The organism is Streptococcus sp. ELY_86, assembly GCF_058314495.1.
In genome coordinates, this window is the sequence record NZ_JBZFUK010000006.1 from 1 (window position 1) to 23,815 (window position 23,815).

Genomic DNA, 23,815 nt, shown 5'->3' on the forward strand with positions numbered 1-23,815 from the left:
GGCTTTTTAGTGTACTCTCAAACTCATAATGGGAACAAAATATAAATTCATCTAAAACTATTGACTTTTCTTATAGTTTGTCTTTTTATAAGATACTGAGCCGTTAAGCAATCCAAAGGAAACACTTGTCTTTTTCCAAATAATCGCAGGCGGCTTCAATTTTTTTGATTACATCAATTATAATGTAACCGTATACATTGTTCAAATTGATATTTATTATATTTTTCATAGTTTTAACCTATGATTTGACTTTTATCAGCAGAAGAATAACCGCAAAAGCAGCATGACTAAGGAATCTATTGGCTGCAGCCAGCCATTTCAGGTCTTTCTTACTTTTTAGCGCTCTTTGCTTTTGCCGAAAGGAAAGCAAACAAAAAAAGCTTTAGAAACATTGCCGCAACAATGTTTCTAAAGCTTAATTTTTTATTAGCCGACAGACCCTTCCATCTCATAAGAAATGAGACGGTTGAGCTCCACAGCGTATTCCATTGGAAGTTCCTTGGTAAAAGGTTCAACAAAGCCCATGACAATCATCTCAGTAGCTTCTGATTCTGTAAGACCGCGGCTCATCAGATAGTAGAGCTGCTCTTCGGAAATTTTTGAAACCTTGGCTTCATGTTCCAGCGCAACTTGTGAATTGTGAATTTCATTAAAGGGAATAGTATCTGATGCTGACAGATCATCCATGATGATGGTGTCACACTCGATATGGCTGACAGACTTCTTGGAAGCTTTATTAAAAGCCACTTGTCCGCGGTAGTCCACCTTGCCGCCGCCCTTGGCAATGGATTTTGAGACGATGGACGAGGAGGTGTGCGGAGCGTTGTGAATCATTTTAGCCCCTGTGTCCTGATGCTGCCCCTGATTGGCAAAAGCAATGGACAGCATGGTCCCGCGTGCACCCTCACCATCAAGATAAACGGACGGATACTTCATGGTTGTATGAGCGCCGAGATTGCCGTCAATCCACTCAACCGTCGCATTTTTAGCCGCCTTGGCACGTTTAGTAACCAAATTATAAACATTATCCGACCAATTCTGAATAGTTGAGTAACGCATATAGCTGCCTTCCAAGGCAAAAATTTCAACAATGGCAGCATGAAGGCTGGCTGTTGAGTAGGTCGGTGCCGTACAGCCTTCAACATAGTGAACGCTGGCACCTTCATCCACAATAATCAAGGTGCGCTCAAACTGACCGGTTCCTTCATTGTTGATGCGGAAATAGGTCTGTAAGGGAATATCAACCTTGACACCCTTGGGCACATAGATAAAGGTTCCGCCGGACCAGAAAGCTGAATTCAGTGCAGCCAGCTTATTGTCGGTCGGCGGCACCAATTTGGCAAAATATTTCTTGAAGAGCTCCGGGTATTCCTTAAGGGCTGAATCGGTATCTGTAAAGATAATGCCAAGTTTATCATATTCATCTTTCATATTGTGATAAACAACTTCTGATTCGTACTGGGCAGAAGCACCGGCTAAAAAGGCACGCTCTGCCTCAGGAATTCCGATTTTCTCAAAAGTATCCTTGATCTTCTCGGGCACCTCATCCCAAGAACGGGCCGGTTTATCGGTTGGTTTTTGGTAATAAATAATATCATCAAAATCAATTCCCAATAAATCCGGACCCCATTCCTGCATGGGCATTTTATTAAATACTTCCAGAGACTTCAGGCGAAAATCCAGCATCCATTCCGGTTCGCCTTTAATTCGGGACATCTCACGGACAGCTCTTTCAGTCGGCCCTTTCCCAGTGGTCGCAATAGGCTCTACGTCATCATGAAAGCCAAATTGATAGTCCCCTAAATCAATGGGTTTTGGTTTTACTTGTATGTTTTCGGGCATAAATGTCCTTTCCTTATTTTTCTGCTGTTTCCTGTCTTTCAATGGCTTTTTTCAAGGCATTCCATGCCAAGGTTGAGCATTTGATCCGCTGAGGAAATTTGGAAACACCTGCAAGAAATTCTGCGTCTCCTAATTCTTTTTGCCGTTTGTCTTTTTCCCCTTGAACCATTTTAGAAAAAATATCGGCTAATTCAAGCGCTTCTTCTTTGGTCTTTCCGATAACAGCATCGGTCATCATACTGGATGATGCTGTTGAAATGGTGCAGCCTTCACCTGCAAAAGCAATGTCTGCAATTCGGTCGCCGTCAAATTTAACAGACAGGCTGATCACATCGCCGCAAGTCGGATTGTTCAGATTGACCTGCTCTGCTCCTTCTAAAAAACCGTGGTGGTGGGGATTTTTTGAATGATCTCCCACAACAGCCATATAAAGACTATCTAATCTTGAGAGTGCCATTAAAGAACTCCTTTGTTTTTATGATTGCTTCAACTAACTTATCGCAATCTTCTTTTGTGTTATAGATATAAAAGCTGGCCCGCGCTGCTGAAGAGATACCCAGATGATTGATCAAAGGCTGGGCACAGTGGTGCCCCGCACGAACGGCAACTCCTTCATAATCAAGCGCCGTTGCCACATCATGGGGGTGAAGTCCGGACAGATTGAAAGCAATGACCCCTGAACGCTTAGAAGCAGACTGAGGACCGTAAATAGTCACGCCTTCAATAGCCTGCAGTTTGGGCAGGACATAGCGGACTAGCTCCTGTTCGTAAGCATGAATACTGTTCATCCCTAAATTTTCCAAATAATCAACCGCGGTCCCTAAAGCAATAGCACCGGCAATATTAGGCGTGCCTGCTTCGAACTTCCAAGGGAGTTCCTTCCAACTGGCTTCCTGCTCGCAGACAAAATCAATCATCTCACCGCCAAATTCGACAGGGCTCATCTGATTGAGCAGCTCCTCTCTACCGTAGAGAACGCCAATTCCTGTCGGACCCAGCATTTTATGGCCTGAAAAAGCCAGAAAATCACAGTCCAAATCCTGAACGTCAATACTCATATGAGGAGCAGACTGAGCGGCATCAACAACCATATAAGCTCCATGCCGATGGGCCAGCGCCGCTGCTTCTTTGACCGGATTAATGCATCCCAGAACATTTGAAACGTGAGCCAGACTGACAAATTTAGTCTTATCACTGACTTTATTCTCAAGGTCAAGCATATCCAGCTGACCGTCTTTTAAATAAACATAGACCAGTTTAGCGCCGGTTCTGCGGCAGGCTTGCTGCCAAGGTATGACATTGGAGTGGTGCTCCATAATTGAGATAACTACTTCATCTCCCGGCTGCAGCACTTCCTCAGCAAAGCGAGCCACCCAGTTAAGTCCGGTAGTCGTTCCTCTTGTAAAGAGGACTTCCTTGGTTGATTTAGCTTTAATAAAGGCACGCAATTTCTCACGCGCAGCCTCATATTCATGCGTCGCCCGCTCTGCCAAAGTATGAACACCGCGGTGCACATTGGCATTATCCTGATGGTAATAGTCCCTTAAAGAGGCCAAAACCTGATCAGGCTTTTGTGTGGTTGCAGCATTGTCCAGATAAACCAGCGGTTCATCATTAACATACTGATCTAAAATCGGAAAATCCTGCCTGATTTTTTGAATATCTAACTTAGCCATTTTATCTCTTGTCCAATTTTTCATCCAAGACAGCTATCATTTCATCGCGAACAGCCTTAATCGGAATTTCGGTAATAACCGTCCCAAGGAAGCCGCGAATAACCAAACGCTCAGCTGTCTCCTTATCAATGCCGCGGCTCATCAGATAGTACATATCTTCTGGATCAACTTGTCCGATAGAAGCCGCATGTCCTGCCGTAACCTCATTTTCATCAATCAGCAAAATAGGGTTGGCATCACTTCTGGCCTTATCAGACAGCATGAGAACACGGCTTTCCTGCTGAGCATCTGCACCTTTTGCACCTTTGATAATGTGTCCGATACCATTAAAGGTGAGTGTGCCGCGCTCTAAGATAACCCCGTGCTGAAGGATATGTCCGATAGAATTATTACCATAGTTGGTTACCCGTGTATCAATGCCTTGGATTTGACGGCCGCTTGAGGCAGCGACAACTTTGAGCTCTGCATGACTGCCGTTTCCTATCAAATCACTGTCAAAATCGGCAATCACATTGCCTTCATTCATAACACCTATAGCCCAGTCAATGCTGGCATCATTGCCCAGACGTCCGCGGCGGCTGATATAAGTTGTCAGATTGTCACCCAAACGGTCAATAGCTGAGAATTTAACCTGACTGCCAGCCTGAGCCAAAACTTCAACAGCAATGTTAGCACTGGTCTTAACATCACCGTCTCCGATTGTTTCAAAGCGCTCCAAGTAACTAACCTTAGCATTGCGTCCGGCAATAATTAAAATATGCTTATTAAACGGAACATCGCTTGTGCTGTCCTGCAGAAAAATACCTTCAATGGGCAGATCCACTTCGACATTGTCCGGCACATAAAGAACAGCCCCGCTGTTAAAATAGGCTGTCTGGTAGGCTGCCAGTTTATCCTCGTCAAATTTGAGAGCTGTAGCAAAATGCTTCTCAACAATCTGCGGAATTTCCTCCAAGGCCGAATGAAAATCGGTGAAAACCACACCCTGTTCAGCCAGCGCTGCAGGCAGACTTTCTAAGACGGTCTGAGTGCCAGCCTGAACGAGTTTAGGATTGTCTCCCACAGCAGTAAAATCAGGAACATTAGCAGAAACAGGACTTTCTGAAATTGTTCCGTCACCGAGGTTCCAGCGCTGAAATTTAACGCGTTCGATTTTCGGCAGATCCAGGTCAGCAATTTTGTCAAAGGCTGCCAAACGCTTCTCTTGCAGCCATTGAGGTTCTGCCTTTGACTGTGAAAAATTTAAAATAGATTCTTTTGTCATTTGTTACTCCCTTTCTTTCTTGTCAGAAGTTACAAATTAGACTTCTTCGCTGTACTCAAGACCAAGTTCTTCAGCAATTTGGGCATAGCCTTCTTTTTCAAGACGAGCTGCCAGCTCCGCCCCGCCTGACAGTACAACACGTCCGTCCATCATCACATGTACGACATCCGGCGTAATATAGTTCAGCAGGCGCTGGTAGTGCGTAATAATCATCGCACCAAAGTTTTCACCGCGCATAGCATTGACACCTTTAGAAACCACCTTAAGTGCATCAATGTCAAGACCAGAGTCAATTTCATCAAGGAGGGCAAACTTAGGCTCCAGCATCAGCAGCTGGAGGATTTCATTGCGCTTTTTCTCACCGCCTGAGAAACCTTCATTAAGGTAACGTTCAGCCATTTCTTCTTTCATGCCGAGAAGTTCCATTTTTTCATCTAATTTGGTAATGAACTCACGGACAGAAACCTTGTCATCATCTTCTCTGCCGGCGTTCATAGCTGCACGGATAAACTCAGCATTGGTAATTCCCGGAATTTCAGATGGGTACTGCATAGCAAGAAAAAGCCCTAAACGAGCGCGTTCATCAACTTCCATCTCCAGGATATTTTCACCGTCTAAAAGCACTTCTCCCTGTGTGACTTCAAAAGCAGGGTTGCCCATGATTGCTGCTGAAAGGGTTGATTTCCCTGTTCCATTGGGGCCCATAACAGCTGCAATCTCTCCGGTTTTAAGCGTCAGATTGACCCCCTTCAAAATTTCTTTATCTTCAATCGATACATGAAGATCTTTTATCTCTAGTACAGACATAGTACACTCCTTTCATCTTATCAGTAATCATTATAACAAAAAAAGTCCGATTGGACTTTTCTCGCGTTCACAAATTATTTCTTCTTTTGGCGGTGTTTGGCAACGACTGCCTGCCGGTAGTCGCTGTTGCCGATAAAGGCCAGAAGTTTAAACAGCGGTGTTCGCTTGGGCCCCCAAATCTCCAAACCTTCGATGAAGACTTCCAAAGCAAAGCCGACCCCCAGCATAAGGAGAATCCCCCCCAGACGGCTGGAGATATTTAAAAGCAGGGACACAAGGGAAAAGAACATGGCAATACCATAAACGACTAAAACCGCTCCGCGATGGGTAAATCCCATAGCCAGCAGCCTGTGGTGCAGGTGCATATTATCAGCTTCATAAAACTTTTTCCCCGACAAAGTCCGTCTGATAATGGCAACTGCTGTGTCAACGATAGGGACACCCAAAACAATAATCGGCGTTACCACAGCAACCGCAGTCGCATTTTTTAACCCTTGCAGCGACAAAACTGAAATCATAAAGCCAATAAAGAGAGCACCGGTATCCCCGAGATAAATGATGGCAGGGTGATAATTATAAGGGAAAAAACCGGCGATAGCAAAAATCAAAACAAAAATGGTAAAGGTTAAAAAGATATCGGAATCATACAGGAAAAAGTAGGAAACCAGCCCCATGGTTGTCAGGCTGATAATGGAAACACCGCTGACCAAACCGTCTAAGCCGTCAATCAAATTAACTGCATTCGTAATAGCTACGACCCACAAAATAGTCAGAAAGAAGCTTAAAAAGGGATTAAACTGCAGCATCGGACCGCCAAAAGGAATTTTAAAACTGTCAAAACGAAAGTCCGTAAAACTCCATATAATAACAGCCCCAATCAGAATGCCCAGAAATTTTGCCTTGGGCGACAGTTCATAGACATCATCAAGAAAGCCGGTCAGCATGACCACCAAGCTTCCGATAACAACCGGCAGAATGTACTCAAAATAAGACTGACCCCAGATCTGCGTTTTTAAAATCATGGGCATCAGCACCAGCGCAGAGACAGTAAAAGAAATCACAATAGCCAGTCCACCGGCACTGGGCATGGGCACCTTGTTAATCCGTCTGGCATTAGGATTGTCCACTGCACCCACTCTGAAAGAGAAAAATCTGACTAAGGGCGTCAAAATAAGGGACATCAGCAGTGTCGCAATCAGTACAAGAACAAATTTCAGTGTAATTGGTATCATCTATATCATCCAATCATTTGCAGTTCTTGCAGAGCATCTGACATAATGAGCTGAACGCCGTGCTCTAAAAGATAGGCCCGTGTCTTGGTTCCTTTGTCAGCATGTTCTAACATTCTGGCAAACATCAGATCGGCATAATAATCCGGCTTGTCTTCAAGGTTGAGAAGGACCGTCATGTGATAGGCGTCGACTTCCTTAAAGAGTTCCGACGCTTCTACATCATAATCAACTGTTTTAGCAAAGTTAACGGCTTCTCTCAAACTTGGAAAATCAAGCACAAAATGAATATAGTCCGGCTGACTGCTTCCCTCATTTTGTTTTTGGTGCTTTTGGGCTTCCTCTTCTTCTTTTCTTTCTGCTTCGGCCAGTTTATCTAAAGCTGCTGTGTCTCCTTTTTCTCTCATGGTTTCTTCCAAAGTTTTGAAGAAATCCTCAGGAGACATCTTTGAAATATCATCAAAGTCAGACAGATCCTCCAAATTGAGGTTCTTATTGATTTCTGATTTTGTCACAAAAACATCAATCCGATCATTTCTCGGTGTCACACGAAAGCTCAGCATGCCGCTGTCTTTGAAATTCTCAGGCAGGTCTAATTCATCCATAACCGTATAGAAAAATTCTTCTGTTTTTTCCTGCGGAATCAAGAAGTCTTTTAATTCCATGCCTCTTTCTTCCAAATCTTCCATACTGATAGTGATTTTTAGCGTTGTTTCGCTGATTTGTTTCATTTCCATAATCTTTACCTCATGCGAGTAGTTATTTCATTATACAAGAAAAGCCTACTTTTTTCAATTTTGGAGAAGAAAAACAGCAAAAGCAGACAGATTAACCAAAAATGGCTGTAATCAGACCATACATGATTAAGAGAGCCCCCAGACCAATGCGGTATTTCCCAAAGAAGGTGAAGTCATGGCTTTTAACATAGTCTGTCAGGAAGCGAATAACGTAAAGGCTGACTGCAAACGCGACCACCATAGCGACAAGCAGGATCAGGAGCTGGCTGCCCATTAAAACGGTACCTGACTGAATGAATTTTAAAACCTTATACAGACTGGCACCAAACATAATCGGAATACCTAGGAAAAAGGTAAATTCTGTCGCAACTTCACGGCTGGTGCCTACTAAAATCCCGCCCAAGATGGTCGCTCCTGAACGGCTGGTGCCGGGAATGAGCGATAAAACCTGAAACAACCCGATATAAATGGCTGTTTTATAGGGCATGTTTGCTAAGCGGGTAATGCTTGGTTCAACATTTTCGTGGCGTTTTTCCACATAGATAAAGGCTACACCGTAAATAATCAGCATCAAAGCCACGGTGAAAAAGTTTTGAAAATGCGCATCCAGCCAGTCATTTAATTTCAGACCAATAACAGCGGCCGGCAAGGCAGCAACAATGACTTTGAGCCAAAGCTGCCAGGTCAGCCGCACTTCACGCTCTGTTTTCCCTTTTTTAAAAGGGTTCAGCCTGTCAAAATAAATAACAACAACCGCCAAAATGGCTCCCAGCTGAATGACCACATTAAACATGTTGGTAAAAGGAGCATTGGCATCCTTAAATTTAATAAATTCTTCTACCAGAATCAAGTGTCCGGTGCTGGAAATGGGCAGCCATTCCGTGATGCCTTCTACAATCCCGAAAATAATGGCTTTGATGAGTTCAATTAATAACATATCGTCTCCTTTTATTTAGTCTGAGCAATTGGCGGTGAAAGGCTGCGGATTAAAAGGCTCCGCCCCCGCCACCTCCGCCTCCGCCAGAGAAACCGCCGCCTATTGAGCCTCCTGACGACACTGAAAAGTTGGAGGCAAGACCGGCGACTGAGGTATAGCTTGACAAATAACCAGCCGACAGCCCCACATAATAGCCGGGGTTGATATCCATATAGCTGATCATCTGCGGATTTTCCAATCTGATGTCTTTAAGTTTCAGATAGTCCTGAACCTGATCGGCATAGCCGTATAAAGTAGCGTAAACCAAAATTCGGTTCCAAACGACAACACCTTCTAACTCAACATCATCAAATGTCTTCACATCGCGAATCATATTTTTAAAGGCATCCCAGCTCTGTCTGACTGTAAGACCTTCCTGAGTCAGCAGACCCGAGACCTTGTAATAGTCATCTTTTCGATAATAAACAATCAAAAAGATGAACGATAAGGACAACACGAAAGCATTGATTCCTAAGCCAAACCAGTAGCCCTTAAACAAACTAAAGATAGCTACAATCAAGGACAGCAATGAGGCAAGACCGGCAAGCCAATAAACTGCTGACAGGACAAACTGCTCTTTTTCCGTTCGTTCGCGATGAATTGTTTCCAGGCCTAAATCTGCAACCGCTTCTGTAATCCGATTATCTAAGTTTTGAACACGCTCTTCAAACAGATTAAGAATATTTTGGCCGCGCTGGCGAATCGCTGCTTCATTGCTCTTTTTGAGAATACTTTTATCTATTTTGTAATCAGCAAAAGCATCTTCAATCGTCATGACACCTTCTCCGTAAACAAAGGTGATAAAAGCCTGCTCATAAGGCTCCAGCTTCTGCTGATCAGTGATGGTAAAGAATTTGTGATTATCGGAAATTTTAAGTTTGCCTTGATCAATCAAATCCAAAAGACCGGCCTGAACCACTTCCTTAAAGTCCAGATCGTAACGGCGTTTTCTCCCCTTAACAGGAGCGAGTTCCTTGATCTCTAAATCATAGGCATAGCGTGCCAAGAGCAAGGGCGGCAAATCTGCCGGCGGACTGAAGAGATGGGTATTCCTGGAAACTTTTTTCTGTCCCAGCATCGCTACCCAGATCACATAAACGATAACAGACAGCAGCAGTAAGCCGGCTGCAGCAAGCGGCAACATTTTACCGACAAGGAAAGGATAGAATTTCTGCTTGCGGGCAATTTCCCTTTCGACAGCCTGAAACTGTTCTAATTTTTTACCGGACGCAGCATTTGCAAGCGAAAACGCCGAACTTGGCCAATAGGCATGCAGTTCCACTTGTTTGCCTTCGCCTAAATGATTGAGGTTTATCCTATAGGTACCGTTTTTGCGGCTGACCTTAGGCTGCCTTTTAAAATAACCTGTGTGCGCATAGAGCCTGCTGCCTTTGAGGGAACTTTCCGGTCCTTTAACAGTCAGAACTACCTTATCCAAGGCAGCATCCCAGTCACTGATTGGAAACCAATTGAGCTCAGCAATGTCCGAATAAACACTCGTTAAATGTTCTATTTTCCAGTTCAAAGAAAGGGCAATCCGGTCGCCGCGCTGTCCTCCGTTATAGACTTTTACACGATAGCCCTCAGACAGCTGTTCAACTTGTACATTTACTGAGTTTTTGTGGCGCTGTCCTTTCTTGTCTATTTTGTAAGCAGCAACATCCGGATGTCTGTCAATTTGAAAACCCTTAGGAACTTTCCCAGCCGTTCCCAGAGTAACATACTGGCCTCTATAGTCGGAGTCAAAGTCATAGACAATATCCTGCCGAAAATCAGCACTGTTATCCTTATTGATTGTCAGCTCCCCCTTATAAAGACGGATGCTGTAATCAACATCGTCAGCCGCAGCCAGACCTGACATCATCAGACTGCAGCAGATGGTCAAAAGTAGCAGTAATTTTTTCATATGCTCTCTCCCAAAAATCCTTTTCCCTATTCTATCATAAAAACTGTTTAAAGATAAACTTTGTTGATATTCATAAACCAGTGATCTTTAAATCGTCATCAAATTGTCCCTTTCATGATATTGCACAATATAGGGGAGAACGGTATAATGAACATACAAAAAGACTAGGGAGACCACCATGGCAATAAAAGAAGACTTAGGACGGCGGATTAAAGACGAAAGAAATCAACAGCAACTGACACAAAGCCTTTTGTGCGGAGACGAAACAAAGCTGACCATTCGACAGCTTCAGCGGATTGAGGGCGGGCAGTCTTTGCCAACTCTAGAAAAATTAGAGTTCATTGCTGATCGCTTAGGAATTAAAATAGCTGATCTACTGGAAGGCAGCGATATCCAGCTGCCAGATGATTATTGGAAGCTAAAGGGGCAGATTATTAAGTTTCCCACTTACGGAGATAAAGAAAGACTCCGGCAAAAGGAGGAATTGATTGAGGAGATTTATGACAAGTACTTTGATATCCTGCCTGAAGATGAGCTGCTCTTTTTGGATCTTTCAGAAAATATCCTAGAGAGTTCCCACGAGAAAGATATTCCTAACATCGAGGAGATTTACGACGATGCCTTTGAGCAAGTACTTAATAAAGAGACGTTTACTCTTAATGATTATCTTTATATGAGCTATTTTTTACAGAAGTGCGGCAAAACAGCAGATTATGATCGGACAACTTTCAAACTGCTTGAGCAAAAATTGCTCAAGCAAGAGTTGGCAGCAGATGAACTTTATAATATTAAATTTTTGATTGCTGTTATGGAGGCAACTGGCGTTTATGTCCTTCATGATGATTATCAGGATCTTCTTCCCTTACTGAAGAAGGCTCAGCGAATTATTGATAAGGCTCAGCTTCCCACTTATAAACCAGCCCTTTTAGAGCTTGAAGCCAAGTACTATATCAAGGTCGTTAAGGACAAGAAAAAAGCCAAAAAACTCTACCAACAAGCTTTGATGATGGGAGAAATCTTAGGTGACTCTATTATCATTGCAGATGTTAAGATGGAGATGGCAAGTGATGGGATAGACTAGTAAGAGATGTCATTAGACTTTCTAATCATAACAAATGAACTTGAAAAAAGTATTGGAAGTTTTAACGACCCTTGTTATGTTAGTAATGGCCGTGCGTTAATAATGAACACCTATTAGGAAACATTTTCCCTAGTTAGGCAATTTCCAATAAGTTATTAATGATAGTAAATATCTCTATGATATCTATAGTGGGTATATTCATCTGCTAAGGATATTACAGGGTTTTTTTGATTTATTAGATCAGGGCAGAACACTTTTTACTGTAACCTATTCAAATAAATAAACAAAAAACAAGCCTCCACAAGGAAGTTTGTCTCCATCTTAAAGAATTATATCTGCCTATGTCAGAACAGCGGCAAGTCCCGCTCCTGCCAGAACCCCACTATTAAAGTCATTAAGATTAACTCCATTCAATTCTTCAACTGTGACCTCTTCAAATAGCAACTCTTTTTCCATCATTTTTTCTCCTTCTTTTTAATTTTTTGATTTGTTTTTAAATTTGCAACTGCAACTCCTGCTGTAAAAATAGCAAGAATCGACAACATACTAACTAATAAAATTTGAAAATTCGTTAGCACCTCATGATTCTTTAAAAAACTTGAACCTAAAAATACTAATATTAATGTTATGAAAACTTCAAAATAGAATAGCTTTCTTGAAAGTAATATTTTCACAGGAACTCCTCTCTATATTAAGTTATAGCAATAGCAACGGCTAAACTTCCTCCTGCGCCTACTGCCACGCCTAAAGCATAAGATCCCCAACCATTTAATTCTTCTGAATTAATTTCCTCAAATTGTATCTATTGAGAAACTTTTTCTTCCATTCCACCCCCTTTCAAAATCATATTGAGCATTTCACCAGCTTATAGAACAACCGGTTGCAGCAATGCTTTCCAACTTAATTTCCCAAAGTTAGTGTTTAATTCCTCTACAGTAACTTCTTCAAAAATCTGTAATTCTGTATCATTTTCTTTTTGCACAATCTTACCTCCTTTCAATGGCTTACTCTCTAATTTTTCTTTTGCTGTCTGGCTGCTAGAACAATTAATACTAAAAGTACCATAATCCAGACAATCAAACTTGATGTTTGTAAGATGGCACGATGCCAGGAAAAATCTTCCCATTGGGTGAAAAATTTAGTAAAAAGGCCCATAAAGCTGTAGTCTGTTACCTTGGCAACCGTCTTATCCATGCTGGAGAGCATCGGTAAGAAAGCTGAAATTAAGAGCGTTGGAACCGTAACAACCTGTGCCATAACCTGTGATTTCACAAGTAAACCCAGCAATAAATAGAGAAGTACGATTGCTAAAGCTGTAGCGCTGCCAATAATACAATAGTTTGGTAAATTATCAATCGGCACAGCCAAAATAAGCGGAGCAATTATCAGGTAGATTGCTGATAAAACTATTGGAACAACCAATGTTGATAAGAGGTATTTATTAGTGCCAACACCACTTAGCAACAGCGTTTTTAGATTGTTCTTTTCTTTTTCCTCTGCCAAAATAGTCAAGATCGGACTGCCCACAGCCAAGACAATGGCAAAAGGAATACAGATCATGAGATAAGCAAGAGCTATTTGGTCTTTTGGACCAGATTGACTGTCTATCATGAAACGGTAAAGATAAATCAAGGCCGCAGGCATAAGTACTTGCAAGAGAACGCTCTTATTAGATAGGATAATCTGACAGCGCAGCCAAAGAAGAGCCGTAAATTGTCTAGACATTAAGTTTCCCTCCTGTTAATTGAATAAAAATGTCTTCTAATGTAGGTTCGCAGGAGTGAATAGCAATTATTTTTTCACCATCACTAGCCATTACTTGCGCCAGTTCAGCAAAATCCACAGTTCTTTCCGAGTCGTTCTGATAGCTCAGCTTTACCTGTTTGTCCTGATTATATTTTTGGATTAAATCTTTTGGACTGCCCTGTTCAACCAGCCGACCGTCATTAAGTAAGGCCAGCTTATCGCAAAGCAAGGTCGCTTCGTTCATATCGTGGGTGGTCAAAAAGATGGCTGTCCCAGATTTTTTCAGTTCTAAAATCAACTCATGAATAGTATGAGAAGTGGCTGGGTCAAGGCCTGAGGTTGGCTCATCAAGAAATAAAACCCGAGGTTTATTAATGAGTGCACGAGCCAGAAGCATTCGCTGTTTCATGCCTGTCGAGAGTTTTTCGGCCACTGTCTTGCGACTGTTATAGAGTCCTACCCGCCGAAGGAGAGCATCAACAGCGGCTTTAGCTATTCCATAATATTTAGCATAGAAAAGCAGGTTATTATAAAGAGACATCTTTTCATAAAAACCACTGGTATCGCTGACTAAGCCAATTCCCTTTAATTCTTGCTCCGTTAATTTATGCGAATCCTGTCCTAAAATAGAGGACCTTCCGCTGTCTGGTGTCAGCTGTCCGGTTAAAATATTGATAGTTGTCGTTTTTCCTGATCCCGAAGGACCAAGAAATCCAAAAATCTGGCCCTTTTCAATCGAAAAACTAATTGCATCAAGTGCAAGAGTCTTATTAAAAGATTTTCTAATACTTTGGGCAACAATAACTGGGGTATTCATACGTTTTCCTTTCTTAAACAGTATGGCGTTATTATAAAGGATAAAAAACAAAAAGAAAACGACATTAATGTCACCTGACATTGATGCCGTTATAACAATTGCTTGATAAAGCACCGAGAAATTCTGTCAAATCAATATCACTTGAGACTCACTGTGTCGCTTTTCACAGCAACATTATAAAACTTTAATCCGATGTCAAAAATTATTGGTACTTTTTGTTTGGAATATACCCTATATTTCGATACTTATATTGAAATGCAGCTCTTTTTCCTGTAAAATGATAGAGGAAAAATTTTATACAGGAGTCTTCTAATGAAAAAGACATTTTTAAGCTGTCTTGCTGCTCTTTTTATGCTGTTTGCTGGCATGACAAGAGTTCAGGCAGATGAGTACTTACGCGTTGGGATGGAGGCTGCTTATGCTCCTTTCAACTGGACCCAGGACACCAGCCGCAACGGCGCTGTTTCAATTGAAGGCACAAAGCAGTATGCCAACGGTTATGATGTGCAGACAGCTAAAAAAATTGCCAAGGCTTTAGGCAAAAAGCCGTTAATTGTTAAAACAAAATGGGAGGGACTTGTGCCGGCCCTGACATCCGGTAAAATTGATATGATTATCGCCGGCATGAGCCCGACAGAAGAACGCAAAAAGCAAATTGCCTTTTCTGACAGCTATTATACCAGCGAGCCCGTTCTTGTGGTTCGCAAAGACGGAAAATATGCTAAAGCTGAGAGCCTTGATGACTTTTCAGGTGCCAAGGTAACCTCCCAGCAAGGCATTTACCTTTACAATCTGATCAGCCAGATTCCTGACGTTTCGCAGGAAACAGCTATGGGAGACTTTTCTCAGATGAGACAGGCTCTAGCTTCCAATGTTATTGATGCTTATGTTTCCGAACGTCCTGAAGCCACCTCATCCATCAAGGCCAATAAAGACTTTAAGATGGTCTCTTTGAAGAAGGGCTTTAAGGTCAGTGAATCTGACGTTGCCATCGCTGTCGGTATGCGCAAAGGCGATCCGCGCTTGAGTCAGGTCAATGCTGCCCTCGCCCAATTTCCTTTAAAAGAACAGATTGCTTTGATGGATAATATTATTCCGCTGCAGCCCAGCCACGATGACAATAGCCAAGGCAAAACCAAAACCAGCTTTTTCAACCAAGTCAGCAAGATTCTCAAAAATAACTGGAAGGCTTTGCTGCGCGGAACCGGCGTCACCCTGCTGATTTCAATCATCGGTACGGTTGCAGGGCTCCTTATCGGGCTCTTAATCGGTGTTTACCGCACAGCACCAAAGGCTTCTAATCTTATTTTGGCTTGGCTGCAAAAACTTTTCGGCTGGCTGCTCAATGTCTATATTGAAGTCTTCCGCGGAACGCCAATGATTGTACAGGCCATGGTTATTTATTACGGTACTGCCCAAGCTTTTGGTGTTTCTCTTGACCGTACGCTGGCCGCGATTTTTATCGTTTCCATCAATACCGGAGCCTACATGAGTGAAATCGTCCGCGGCGGTATCTTTGCCGTTGATAAGGGACAGTTCGAAGCTGCGACAGCCCTTGGTTTCACCCACGGACAGACCATGAGAAAAATTGTTCTGCCTCAGGTCATCCGCAACATCCTGCCGGCTACCGGCAATGAATTCGTTATCAATATCAAGGATACATCCGTACTGAATGTGATCTCCGTTGTGGAACTCTATTTCTCCGGAAACACCGTAGCCACACAGACCTATCAATATTTCCAAACATTCTTTATTATCGCTGTCATTTATTTCATTTTAACCTTCACTGTGACGCGGATTCTTCGCTTGATTGAAAGAAAGATGGACCAGGATAATTACACCCAAATTGAAGGAGAGGCGCACTGATGACCGATACTATTTTAGAAATCAACCATTTAAAAAAATCCTTCGGTAAAAACGAGGTCCTCAAGGATATTTCTCTGACTGTCAACAAGGGAGAGGTTATCTCAATCATCGGCTCCTCGGGTTCGGGCAAATCCACCCTGCTGCGCTCGATCAACCTGCTGGAAGAACCCAGCGGCGGTGAAATTCTCTACCGCGGTCAAAACGTGCTTGAAAAAGGTTATGACCTGACAAAATACCGTGAAAATCTGGGCATGGTATTTCAGTCTTTTAATCTGTTCAATAATCTCAATGTTTTAGACAATGCCATTGTTGCTCAGACCACTGTGCTTAAACGCCCGCATGCCGAGGCTGAAAAAATCGCTAAAGAAAACCTCAACAAGGTCGGAATGACTGAGCAGTACTGGAAAGCAAAACCCAGTCAGCTCTCCGGCGGTCAAAAACAGCGTGTCGCTATTGCCCGTGCCTTATCTGTCAACCCTGAAGCCATTCTTTTTGATGAGCCGACCTCTGCTCTTGACCCTGAAATGGTCGGAGAGGTCCTAAAAACCATTAAAGATTTGGCTCAGTCAGGCCTTACCATGCTGATTGTCACCCATGAAATGGATTTTGCCCGCGACGTATCAGACCGCGTGATCTTTATGGACCAAGGAGTTATTGCCGAAAGCGGCACTCCTCAGCAAATCTTTGAAAACCCTAAGGAAGAAAGAACTAAGATTTTCTTACAGCGTTTTTTGAACTAAAGTTAAGTCAAACAAGCAGCTCCATGAGGCGGCTGCTTGTTTTTTTTTTATTTTTTGCCTTAAAGAAATTATAAGTTTTCTCCGCTATACTTGATCAAAACGCAAAGGAGGACAAAACTATGGTAATTAAACAAAATAATTCTGCTGCTAACGTCCTGCTCTTTTTTACCTCTTTTATAGCTGCAAAATGGTTTTATGATAGCTTTTTAAGAGTTTATGCTCACTATATTTCAAATTACGGTATGGACTTTGCCTTATTTTTAAATCTTATCATCACTCTTATACTGTCTTACTTTACTTTTGTTTTGTTCAAATTCTGCTGCACCCAGCAAATTAAAAACACCAGCATCGTCATTTCCTACTTCATTTACAGCCTCCTGCTTGTTTATGTTATCCTCTTGAAAAATATCGGCCACCAAGGACTGATCCTCAATCCCTTCTCGTTTATCCATGACATGGCAAACGGCAGCAGATTCGTTCCGGTAATGAACTTACTGATGTTTATTCCTATAGGATTTTTGTACCCACCGTCAAAAGCCAATGTCAGTCTGTCCTTGCTGGGGCTGATTCTTTTAGAAAGCTGCCAGTATGTCTTTCATCTCGGTGTTTTGGATTTAGGTGACATCAGCTTAAACTTTATCAGTCTGCTTATTGGCAATATGCTCCATATCAGCCGCCTGCCCAGCTGGATTGAAAGACATATGGTCCGCCAAACTCACCAGCCATAACACAATAAGCCTGAACAAACTCTTTACAGGCTTTAAATGGCGGACCGATTACGATACAGGAACAGGCGAGATAATCACTGCCGCTGGCTGATTGTCTCGCTTGTTCCTTTTTTGTTTGCCGTAAATTTTATAAAAAACAATCTTTTTCTTGACAAGTGAGTAAACACTCACTATAATAGTTGTCATAAAAGTTAGTGATTACTCACCAACCTGCTGTTGGAGGCTATATTATGGAAAAACTACTGAATTTGCAGGCTTTGAGAAAAAACTTTGGCAAGCAAGTTGTTCTCAATAAAGTCAGTTTTGAATTAAACTCAGGTGAAATTGTCGGCTTGATCGGTCCGTCCGGAGCAGGGAAATCAACCATGATAAAAACCATGCTGGGCATGGAGAAAGCAGACAGCGGAGACGCTCTTGTTCTCAGCCGCCATATGCCCGACCGCCATGTTCTTGGAGAAATCGGCTATATGGCTCAGTCCGACGCCCTTTATGATTCACTTTCCGGCTTAGAAAATCTGAAATTTTTCGCCCAAATGAAAGGACTCCCTAAACGTGAGATTCCGGAAGCTATTGAGTATGCCTGTCAAATTGTCAACTTATCTGAGCATCTAACCAAGGCTGTTTCAGGCTATTCAGGCGGTATGAAGCGCCGTCTGTCCCTAGCTATTGCCTTGCTGGGCAAGCCCCGTCTTTTGATTCTGGACGAACCGACTGTCGGAATTGACCCCGCACTGCGCCGCAAGGTCTGGCAGGAACTGCACCAGTTAAAAAAAGACGGTGTCGGCATCTTACTGACAACCCATGTCATGGATGAGGCCGAACTGACAGATAAGGTTGCCCTGCTGCTGGATGGCAAAATGATAGCTTTTGACAGCCCGGAAAACCTAAAATCAGCTTATGGTGTTCATTCTATTGAAGAGGTTTTCTTAAAAGCAGAAGGAGAATTATGATGAGAATTTTAGCTATTTCAAAAAAGGTTTTGACGGAACTGCTGCGCGATAAACGTTCGCTGCTACTTTTGTTTTTAGCACCTGTTTTCATCATGTGGCTGATGAACGCTGCTTTTTCTGCCAGTACTGAAACCAAGGTGGCATTTGCTGCAGTTGATCTTCCGCAGACCGTTTATGATTCACTGGATAAACTCGACCATATCAGCCTTAAAAATTACGATAATAAAAGCAGTGCCATCAAGGCCTTAAACGGTGAAAAAGCTGACGCTGTTCTTGTTTATAAAGATAAGAAGCACTATGACATTACCTATGCAAATACGGATTCCAGCAAAACCAATCTGGCTCGCCAAGCCATCAAAAACACTCTGAAACAGACTCAAGTTCAAGAACTGGTTCAAAACCTCAAAAAAGCCCGGCAAGCAAGTTCCAAAGCTGCTAAGAAAGCGCAGGCACAATCCGCACAAGAACAAGCTAATCCCCAGCAGTCTGAAAATAATGACCGCACACAGGCATCAGCTGCCAATAATACTGACGATAAGCAAACCGAAATTGATAGCAAACAAAGCGCGTTTGACCTGTCTGAAAGCTATAATTACGGAAACAAAGATACAACTTTCTTTACCAAGATGATACCGATTCTTATGGGATTTTTCGTCTTCTTCTTTGTTTTTCTTATCTCAGGCATGGCTCTTCTTAAAGAGCGTACAGCAGGGACACTGGATCGGCTCTTAGCGACACCAGTCAAACGCTCCGATATTGTCTTTGGCTACATGCTGTCTTACGGACTTATCGCTGCTCTTCAAACAACAGTCATTGTTTTTTCAACCATCTGGCTTTTAGATCTTCAGGTAGTCGGCAGTATTAGCCATGTAATCCTGATTAACATTCTTTTTGCTCTTGTTGCTTTAGCCTTTGGCCTTTTGCTGTCTACCTTAGCTCAATCAGAATTTCAAATGATGCAGTTTATTCCTATTATTGTCGTTCCGCAAATTTTCTTTTCAGGCATCATTCCTCTGGACTCTATGGCAGACTGGGTGCAGTCTTTGGGGAAAATCCTGCCTCTGTATTATGCCGGACATGCTCTGTCCAAAATTATCCTGAACGGCAGCAGTCTATTAAATCTTCAAAGCGATGTATCGATCCTCTTTCTTTTTCTTTTCAGTTTGACAAGTCTTAACATTATTGGACTTAAACGCTACCGCAAGGTATAATGAAGATAAGAATGAGGTAATTATGGATAAAAATAACATTTTGGGCAGCTACCGTGACTGGCTGGAACACCATCAAATGCCGGCAGGAAAAAAGAAAACCATGGCTGCTGCTATCGAGCTTTTCTCTCAACGAGGCTACAACGGTACTTCTACCGCGCAAATTGCTGATAAGGCCGGCGTCAGTCAGGCAACTATTTTCAAATATTTTAAAACCAAAAGCGATCTGCTGGCAGAAATCATGCAGCCCATGATTCCTGAGTTAAAAAAGGCCTTTCTTCCGCAACTAGAGACCCATACCGAATTGCAAGCAGCTGTCCACTTTATCGTTCAGGATCGTTTTCAGTTTTTAGCACAAAATGCAGAGCTGATTAAAATTCTCATTCAGGAATGTCTGGTCAATACCGAATTGCGGCAAACACTGCTGACAACTATTGAAACAGCGATAGCTGCAGATTTTAGGGACTATTGGCAGATTTTAATAGAAAACAATCCTCAGATCAGCAATCTCAGTGCCTTGGAGGCTGTCCGGATTAATATCGGTCTGCTCTTTGCTTACTTTGCTCAGCGTTTTATTTTTGGCATCCCCAGCTCAGACGAGCAAGAAGATCTGGCTCTCATCGAAAAACAAATCCTGACACTCTTGACCCTGACAAAAAACTAAATGCCTTTAAGAAAGCAGACTGAACAGCTCCCTATTTCCTTTTTCTATAAACAAAAAGAGAGTCAATCCACTCAAACCCTCTGGGAAATCTGAAGCGGAAAACTCTCTTTTTACATTACTGTGCTTTTAAAGCTGATAAAATCTGCGTCCGCATATCTTCGACACCCTCCGGATTATTAGGCAAAAAGAGGGTTTGATTGCCGCCTGCAGCAAATTGATTCAAAGTATCAAGATATTGGTTGGTCAAGAGAATAGACATGATTTGTTCTTCAGTCATTCCAACGTTAGCTTGTTTAAGCTCAGCGATAGACTCAGCCAAACCATCAACAATTGCCTTACGCTGTTGGGCAATACCGACACCATGTAAACGGTCTTTTTCTGCTTCCGCAGAGGCTGCCGTAACGATCTTAATCTTATCAGCTTCTGCTAATTCCTGAGCTGCCACACGTTTACGCTGAGCAGCATTGATTTCATTCATTGACTGCTTAACTTCAGCATCCGGTTCAACCTTGGTAATCAAGGTCTTAACGATAATATATCCATAAGTTGACATCTCTTCTGCCACTTGATGCTGAACTTCAAGGGCAATTTCATCTTTTTTCTCGAACAGTTCATCCAAAGTCAGCTTGGGAACAGATGAACGCAGAGCATCTTCAATATAAGATTTAATCTGCGCCTCCGGGCGCATCAGTTTATAGTAAGCATCCGTCACGTTTTGTTCATTGACACGGTACTGCGTTGCAACATTAAGGGTTACAAAGACATTGTCCTTGGTTTTGGTTTCAACGATAATCTCAGACTGCAGTAAACGCAGCTGAATGCGCGCAGCAATCTTGTCAATACCAAAAGGCAAACGAATATGAATCCCGCTGCTCGCTGTGACTTGGTAACGGCCAAAGCGTTCAATAATGGCAACTGTCTGCTGACGAACAACATACAGACCGCTGGCAATTAAAATAATGCAAAATAACAATACAATGCAAAGAAAGATAAAAATTCCCATAATAATCTCCTTATTTGTGTTTCACCTATTATAAACTATTCCTTGCTCCTTGACAAGGAAAACTAGACCAGCATATTATACAGGCTTTCATTTCCGTGAAGGTTGATATAGCTTGGGTCAAAAGCACTCAGGCGGTCGATCAGGGCTTGATAGTCATTCTTATCAGCCAGAGTAATGCCGATAAGAACCGGGCCTGTTCCTTTATTGGCGCGTTTGATGTACTCAAAACGTGTGATGTCATCATCAGGTCCTAAAATGTTATTAACAAATTCACGCAGAGCTCCTGGGCGCTGCGGAAAATTAACAACGAAATAATGCTTAACACCGTCATAAATCAAGGCACGCTCTTCCATTTCCTGCATGCGGTTGATGTCATTATTGCCGCCGGAAATCACACAGACGACTGTTTTCCCCTTGATATCTTCTTTCATGACTTCCAGCGCTGCAATGGATGCTGCACCTGCAGGCTCTGCAATGATCCCTTGTTTAGAATACATATCAATCAAGGTTTCAGAAATCAGGCCTTCATCAACACCAATTAATCTGTCAACATATTTTCTGGCCGCCTCATAGGTTGAACGGCCCACTTTTTGCACTGCAATGCCATCGGCAAATTTGTCAATATGTTCCAGTTTAACCGGATGGCCCTTGTCAAAAGCTGCTCGCATGCTGCGCGCCCCCATGGCTTCAACACCGACCACTTCGATTTCAGGTGCAACATCTTTGATATAAGCAGCAATTCCTGAAATCAAACCGCCGCCGCCAACCGGTACCAAAATGGCATCAAAACTCAGACCGTCTTCCTGAGCTTGTTCGTAGATTTCATAGGCAACTGTTCCTTGCCCAGCCTGAACGTTTTCATCATCAAACGGATCAATGAAAGTCATCCCTTCAGCCTTGGTATAATCCTGAGCAGCCTGGGCTGAGGCATCAAAGGTATCTCCTACCAGTTTGATATCAACAAAGGAGCCGCCAAAAAATTTCACCTGGTTGATCTTTTGGTGAGGAGTGGTTACGGGCATGAAAATAGTTGCAGGAATTTTCATCTCATTGCAAGTATAAGCAACCCCTTGCGCGTGATTGCCGGCAGAAGCACAGACAACACCGCTCGCCTTATCCTCAGCAGACAGCTGTGAAATGGCATAGTAGGCCCCGCGCAGTTTAAACGAACGCACTTTTTGCATATTTTCACGTTTTAAATAAACAGTCGCTTGGTATTTTTCAGATAAATAACGGTCAAATTCAAGCGGTGTACGGACAACGACATCTTTTAACACTTCGTTGGCTGCAACCACATCTCTAGCTGAAATCATAATTCTCCTCTTTTTCAAAATATTCAGTCTATTCATTATAACAAAAAAAGTTATAAAATGATAGACAGAGCTTGCAAGCCAGACAGCCTGCAGTATTTTTCAATATTTACAGGGCTGCAGCCCTTATTGCTTACAGAGTCTCATGCCTTTAAACAAAAAAATACCGGAAAAAATCCGGCATTTTCAGCAATTCTATCAGTTATAAATTTGGAAAGCATCGTCATCATTTTGATTGACAAACGGCATAGCCTTGCGGAGCTCTGCTCCAACTTTTTCAATTTCAAGGTTTGCAGCTTCTTTGCGGTAAGCTTCCAGACGCGGACGTCCGTTTTGGTAATCATCCACAAATGACTGAGCAAATTTGCCGTTTTGAATATCAGCAAGAACAGCTTTCATATTTTCTTTAACTTGTTCCGTAATGACACGCGGACCTGATACATAATCACCAAATTCAGCGGTGTTTGAGATAGACTGACGCATTTTCTTGAAGCCGCCTTCGTAAATCAAATCAACGATTAATTTCATTTCATGGAGCACTTCAAAATAAGCCAATTCCGGCGCATAGCCGGCTTCAGTAAGCACTTCAAAACCAGCTTCAATAAGAGCAGTTAAACCGCCGCAAAGAACAGCCTGTTCACCAAACAAGTCTTCTTCTGTTTCTTCTTTGAAGGTTGTTGCCAAAAGCCCAACGCGTGCAGCACCGATGCCTTTAGCCCAGTCCATAGCAATATTTTGTGCATTGCCGCTTGGATTTTGGTAAACAGCAAAGAGCGCAGGTACACCGAAGCCTTCTTGGTAGGTACGGCGCACTAAGTGTCCGGGTCCTTTTGGCGCAACCATAAATACATCAACATCTTCCGGTGCTTTGATGTATTCAAAGCGGATGTTAAAGCCATGAGCAAAGCCAAGAGCTTTACCGGCACTCAAGTTTGGTGCAATCTCATCAGCATAGAGTTTTGCCTGAATTTCATCCGGTGCTAAAATCATGATGATATCAGCCAATTTAGTAGCTTCTGCCACTTCATAGACATCAAAGCCGTCTTCTTTCGCCTTGTCAAAAGATTTACCGGGACGTACACCGATAATCACATCATGACCTGAATCACGCAGGTTTTGCGCATGGGCATGACCCTGCGAACCATATCCGACAACGGCAATTTTTTTACCGTCAAGTGCGGGAACTTTTACATCTGCTTCATATAACATTTCTACTGCCATAATATATCTCTCTTTTCTATTTTTATTATTGCTAAGGTTGGATA

At 42.6% G+C, this 23,815-nt stretch carries 21 protein-coding genes and 1 pseudogene; 7 read left to right on the top strand and 15 right to left on the bottom strand.

The window, feature by feature from the left end:
- Positions 1-426: 426 nt before the first annotated feature.
- From sufB to AC4HAN_RS08250, 9 genes are all read right to left on the bottom strand, one after another.
- A complete protein-coding gene (gene sufB, locus AC4HAN_RS08210; protein WP_491092091.1) occupies positions 427-1,842 on the bottom strand; it encodes a Fe-S cluster assembly protein SufB in 1,416 nt (471 codons plus the stop codon).
- A gap of 13 nt (positions 1,843-1,855) precedes the next feature.
- Positions 1,856-2,299, bottom strand: coding sequence for a Fe-S cluster assembly sulfur transfer protein SufU (gene sufU / locus AC4HAN_RS08215; protein ID WP_491092092.1), 444 nt, complete (start codon positions 2,297-2,299; stop codon positions 1,856-1,858).
- On the bottom strand, positions 2,277-3,518 hold the full coding sequence (locus AC4HAN_RS08220; RefSeq protein WP_491092211.1) for a cysteine desulfurase: 1,242 nt from the start codon (positions 3,516-3,518) through the stop codon (positions 2,277-2,279). The genes sufU and AC4HAN_RS08220 overlap by 23 nt, the downstream gene beginning before the upstream one ends.
- A 1-nt stretch (position 3,519) precedes the next feature.
- Positions 3,520-4,782: a Fe-S cluster assembly protein SufD gene (gene sufD / locus AC4HAN_RS08225; protein ID WP_491092093.1), complete on the bottom strand. Its 1,263-nt coding sequence runs from the start codon at positions 4,780-4,782 to the stop codon at positions 3,520-3,522.
- 36 nt (positions 4,783-4,818) lie between these two features.
- A complete protein-coding gene (sufC, locus tag AC4HAN_RS08230; RefSeq protein ID WP_491092094.1) occupies positions 4,819-5,589 on the bottom strand; it encodes a Fe-S cluster assembly ATPase SufC in 771 nt (256 codons plus the stop codon).
- 74 nt (positions 5,590-5,663) lie between these two features.
- Positions 5,664-6,821: a glycosyltransferase family 4 protein gene (locus AC4HAN_RS08235; protein WP_491092095.1), complete on the bottom strand. Its 1,158-nt coding sequence runs from the start codon at positions 6,819-6,821 to the stop codon at positions 5,664-5,666.
- Positions 6,822-6,826: 5 nt separating this feature from the next.
- Complete coding sequence (gene mecA, locus AC4HAN_RS08240) at positions 6,827-7,555, bottom strand: adaptor protein MecA (RefSeq protein WP_491092096.1); 729 nt, start codon at positions 7,553-7,555, stop codon at positions 6,827-6,829.
- Between the two features lie 91 nt (positions 7,556-7,646).
- Positions 7,647-8,492 carry an undecaprenyl-diphosphate phosphatase gene (locus tag AC4HAN_RS08245; protein ID WP_491092097.1) on the bottom strand — a complete coding sequence of 282 codons (846 nt, stop codon included), beginning with the start codon at positions 8,490-8,492 and terminating at the stop codon, positions 7,647-7,649.
- A gap of 49 nt (positions 8,493-8,541) precedes the next feature.
- The gene (locus AC4HAN_RS08250; protein ID WP_491092098.1) at positions 8,542-10,437 is read right to left on the bottom strand and encodes a DUF2207 domain-containing protein; all 1,896 of its coding nucleotides are present in this window, start codon (positions 10,435-10,437) and stop codon (positions 8,542-8,544) included.
- 178 nt (positions 10,438-10,615) lie between these two features.
- On the opposite strand from AC4HAN_RS08250, the gene AC4HAN_RS08255 reads away from it, so the two are divergent.
- Positions 10,616-11,518 carry a helix-turn-helix domain-containing protein gene (locus tag AC4HAN_RS08255; protein WP_491092099.1) on the top strand — a complete coding sequence of 301 codons (903 nt, stop codon included), beginning with the start codon at positions 10,616-10,618 and terminating at the stop codon, positions 11,516-11,518.
- Positions 11,519-11,951: 433 nt separating this feature from the next.
- Here the strand turns inward: AC4HAN_RS08255 and AC4HAN_RS08260 are convergent.
- The 3 genes and pseudogenes from AC4HAN_RS08260 to AC4HAN_RS08270 form a co-directional block, all read right to left on the bottom strand.
- A pseudogene (locus tag AC4HAN_RS08260) lies at positions 11,952-12,192 on the bottom strand (hypothetical protein).
- Between the two features lie 337 nt (positions 12,193-12,529).
- Positions 12,530-13,243 carry an ABC transporter permease gene (locus AC4HAN_RS08265; RefSeq protein ID WP_491092100.1) on the bottom strand — a complete coding sequence of 238 codons (714 nt, stop codon included), beginning with the start codon at positions 13,241-13,243 and terminating at the stop codon, positions 12,530-12,532.
- Positions 13,236-14,081: an ABC transporter ATP-binding protein gene (locus AC4HAN_RS08270; protein WP_491092212.1), complete on the bottom strand. Its 846-nt coding sequence runs from the start codon at positions 14,079-14,081 to the stop codon at positions 13,236-13,238. The genes AC4HAN_RS08265 and AC4HAN_RS08270 overlap by 8 nt, the downstream gene beginning before the upstream one ends.
- A gap of 312 nt (positions 14,082-14,393) precedes the next feature.
- Between AC4HAN_RS08270 and AC4HAN_RS08275 the strand changes: the two genes are divergently transcribed.
- From AC4HAN_RS08275 to AC4HAN_RS08300, 6 genes are all read left to right on the top strand, one after another.
- Positions 14,394-15,947 carry an ABC transporter substrate-binding protein/permease gene (locus AC4HAN_RS08275; protein WP_491092101.1) on the top strand — a complete coding sequence of 518 codons (1,554 nt, stop codon included), beginning with the start codon at positions 14,394-14,396 and terminating at the stop codon, positions 15,945-15,947.
- The gene (locus AC4HAN_RS08280) at positions 15,947-16,687 is read left to right on the top strand and encodes an amino acid ABC transporter ATP-binding protein (protein ID WP_491092102.1); all 741 of its coding nucleotides are present in this window, start codon (positions 15,947-15,949) and stop codon (positions 16,685-16,687) included. The genes AC4HAN_RS08275 and AC4HAN_RS08280 overlap by 1 nt, the downstream gene beginning before the upstream one ends.
- A gap of 119 nt (positions 16,688-16,806) precedes the next feature.
- Positions 16,807-17,415: a VanZ family protein gene (locus AC4HAN_RS08285; protein WP_491092103.1), complete on the top strand. Its 609-nt coding sequence runs from the start codon at positions 16,807-16,809 to the stop codon at positions 17,413-17,415.
- 230 nt (positions 17,416-17,645) lie between these two features.
- Positions 17,646-18,365: an ABC transporter ATP-binding protein gene (locus AC4HAN_RS08290; RefSeq protein WP_491092104.1), complete on the top strand. Its 720-nt coding sequence runs from the start codon at positions 17,646-17,648 to the stop codon at positions 18,363-18,365.
- The gene (locus AC4HAN_RS08295) at positions 18,365-19,576 is read left to right on the top strand and encodes an ABC transporter permease (RefSeq protein WP_491092213.1); all 1,212 of its coding nucleotides are present in this window, start codon (positions 18,365-18,367) and stop codon (positions 19,574-19,576) included. The genes AC4HAN_RS08290 and AC4HAN_RS08295 overlap by 1 nt, the downstream gene beginning before the upstream one ends.
- Before the next feature lie 22 nt (positions 19,577-19,598).
- Positions 19,599-20,237, top strand: coding sequence for a TetR/AcrR family transcriptional regulator (locus AC4HAN_RS08300; RefSeq protein ID WP_491092105.1), 639 nt, complete (start codon positions 19,599-19,601; stop codon positions 20,235-20,237).
- A gap of 115 nt (positions 20,238-20,352) precedes the next feature.
- Here AC4HAN_RS08300 and AC4HAN_RS08305 read toward each other — a convergent pair whose 3' ends face one another.
- The 3 genes from AC4HAN_RS08305 to ilvC form a co-directional block, all read right to left on the bottom strand.
- Complete coding sequence (locus AC4HAN_RS08305; RefSeq protein WP_491092106.1) at positions 20,353-21,240, bottom strand: SPFH domain-containing protein; 888 nt, start codon at positions 21,238-21,240, stop codon at positions 20,353-20,355.
- 62 nt (positions 21,241-21,302) lie between these two features.
- Complete coding sequence (gene ilvA, locus AC4HAN_RS08310; RefSeq protein ID WP_491092107.1) at positions 21,303-22,553, bottom strand: threonine ammonia-lyase IlvA; 1,251 nt, start codon at positions 22,551-22,553, stop codon at positions 21,303-21,305.
- 195 nt (positions 22,554-22,748) lie between these two features.
- Positions 22,749-23,774 (bottom strand): ketol-acid reductoisomerase, encoded by a 1,026-nt coding sequence (gene ilvC, locus AC4HAN_RS08315; protein WP_491092214.1) that lies wholly within the window; start codon positions 23,772-23,774, stop codon positions 22,749-22,751.
- Between the last annotated feature and the right edge of the window lie 41 nt (positions 23,775-23,815).

Bases quoted from the DNA above. Each gene is read 5' to 3' on its own strand.
- AC4HAN_RS08265 (WP_491092100.1), bottom strand. From the start codon at position 13,243: ATGTCTAGACAATTTACGGCTCTTCTTTGGCTGCGCTGTCAGATTATC.
- AC4HAN_RS08255 (WP_491092099.1), top strand. From the start codon at position 10,616: ATGGCAATAAAAGAAGACTTAGGACGGCGGATTAAAGACGAAAGAAAT.
- AC4HAN_RS08245 (WP_491092097.1), bottom strand. From the start codon at position 8,492: ATGTTATTAATTGAACTCATCAAAGCCATTATTTTCGGGATTGTAGAA.
- AC4HAN_RS08250 (WP_491092098.1), bottom strand. From the start codon at position 10,437: ATGAAAAAATTACTGCTACTTTTGACCATCTGCTGCAGTCTGATGATG.
- sufC (WP_491092094.1), bottom strand. From the start codon at position 5,589: ATGTCTGTACTAGAGATAAAAGATCTTCATGTATCGATTGAAGATAAA.
- AC4HAN_RS08305 (WP_491092106.1), bottom strand. From the start codon at position 21,240: ATGGGAATTTTTATCTTTCTTTGCATTGTATTGTTATTTTGCATTATT.
- AC4HAN_RS08300 (WP_491092105.1), top strand. From the start codon at position 19,599: ATGGATAAAAATAACATTTTGGGCAGCTACCGTGACTGGCTGGAACAC.
- AC4HAN_RS08295 (WP_491092213.1), top strand. From the start codon at position 18,365: ATGAGAATTTTAGCTATTTCAAAAAAGGTTTTGACGGAACTGCTGCGC.
- sufD (WP_491092093.1), bottom strand. From the start codon at position 4,782: ATGACAAAAGAATCTATTTTAAATTTTTCACAGTCAAAGGCAGAACCT.
- AC4HAN_RS08270 (WP_491092212.1), bottom strand. From the start codon at position 14,081: ATGAATACCCCAGTTATTGTTGCCCAAAGTATTAGAAAATCTTTTAAT.
- sufU (WP_491092092.1), bottom strand. From the start codon at position 2,299: ATGGCACTCTCAAGATTAGATAGTCTTTATATGGCTGTTGTGGGAGAT.
- AC4HAN_RS08235 (WP_491092095.1), bottom strand. From the start codon at position 6,821: ATGATACCAATTACACTGAAATTTGTTCTTGTACTGATTGCGACACTG.
- AC4HAN_RS08285 (WP_491092103.1), top strand. From the start codon at position 16,807: ATGGTAATTAAACAAAATAATTCTGCTGCTAACGTCCTGCTCTTTTTT.
- ilvA (WP_491092107.1), bottom strand. From the start codon at position 22,553: ATGATTTCAGCTAGAGATGTGGTTGCAGCCAACGAAGTGTTAAAAGAT.
- AC4HAN_RS08275 (WP_491092101.1), top strand. From the start codon at position 14,394: ATGAAAAAGACATTTTTAAGCTGTCTTGCTGCTCTTTTTATGCTGTTT.
- AC4HAN_RS08290 (WP_491092104.1), top strand. From the start codon at position 17,646: ATGGAAAAACTACTGAATTTGCAGGCTTTGAGAAAAAACTTTGGCAAG.
- AC4HAN_RS08220 (WP_491092211.1), bottom strand. From the start codon at position 3,518: ATGGCTAAGTTAGATATTCAAAAAATCAGGCAGGATTTTCCGATTTTA.
- mecA (WP_491092096.1), bottom strand. From the start codon at position 7,555: ATGGAAATGAAACAAATCAGCGAAACAACGCTAAAAATCACTATCAGT.
- sufB (WP_491092091.1), bottom strand. From the start codon at position 1,842: ATGCCCGAAAACATACAAGTAAAACCAAAACCCATTGATTTAGGGGAC.
- AC4HAN_RS08280 (WP_491092102.1), top strand. From the start codon at position 15,947: ATGACCGATACTATTTTAGAAATCAACCATTTAAAAAAATCCTTCGGT.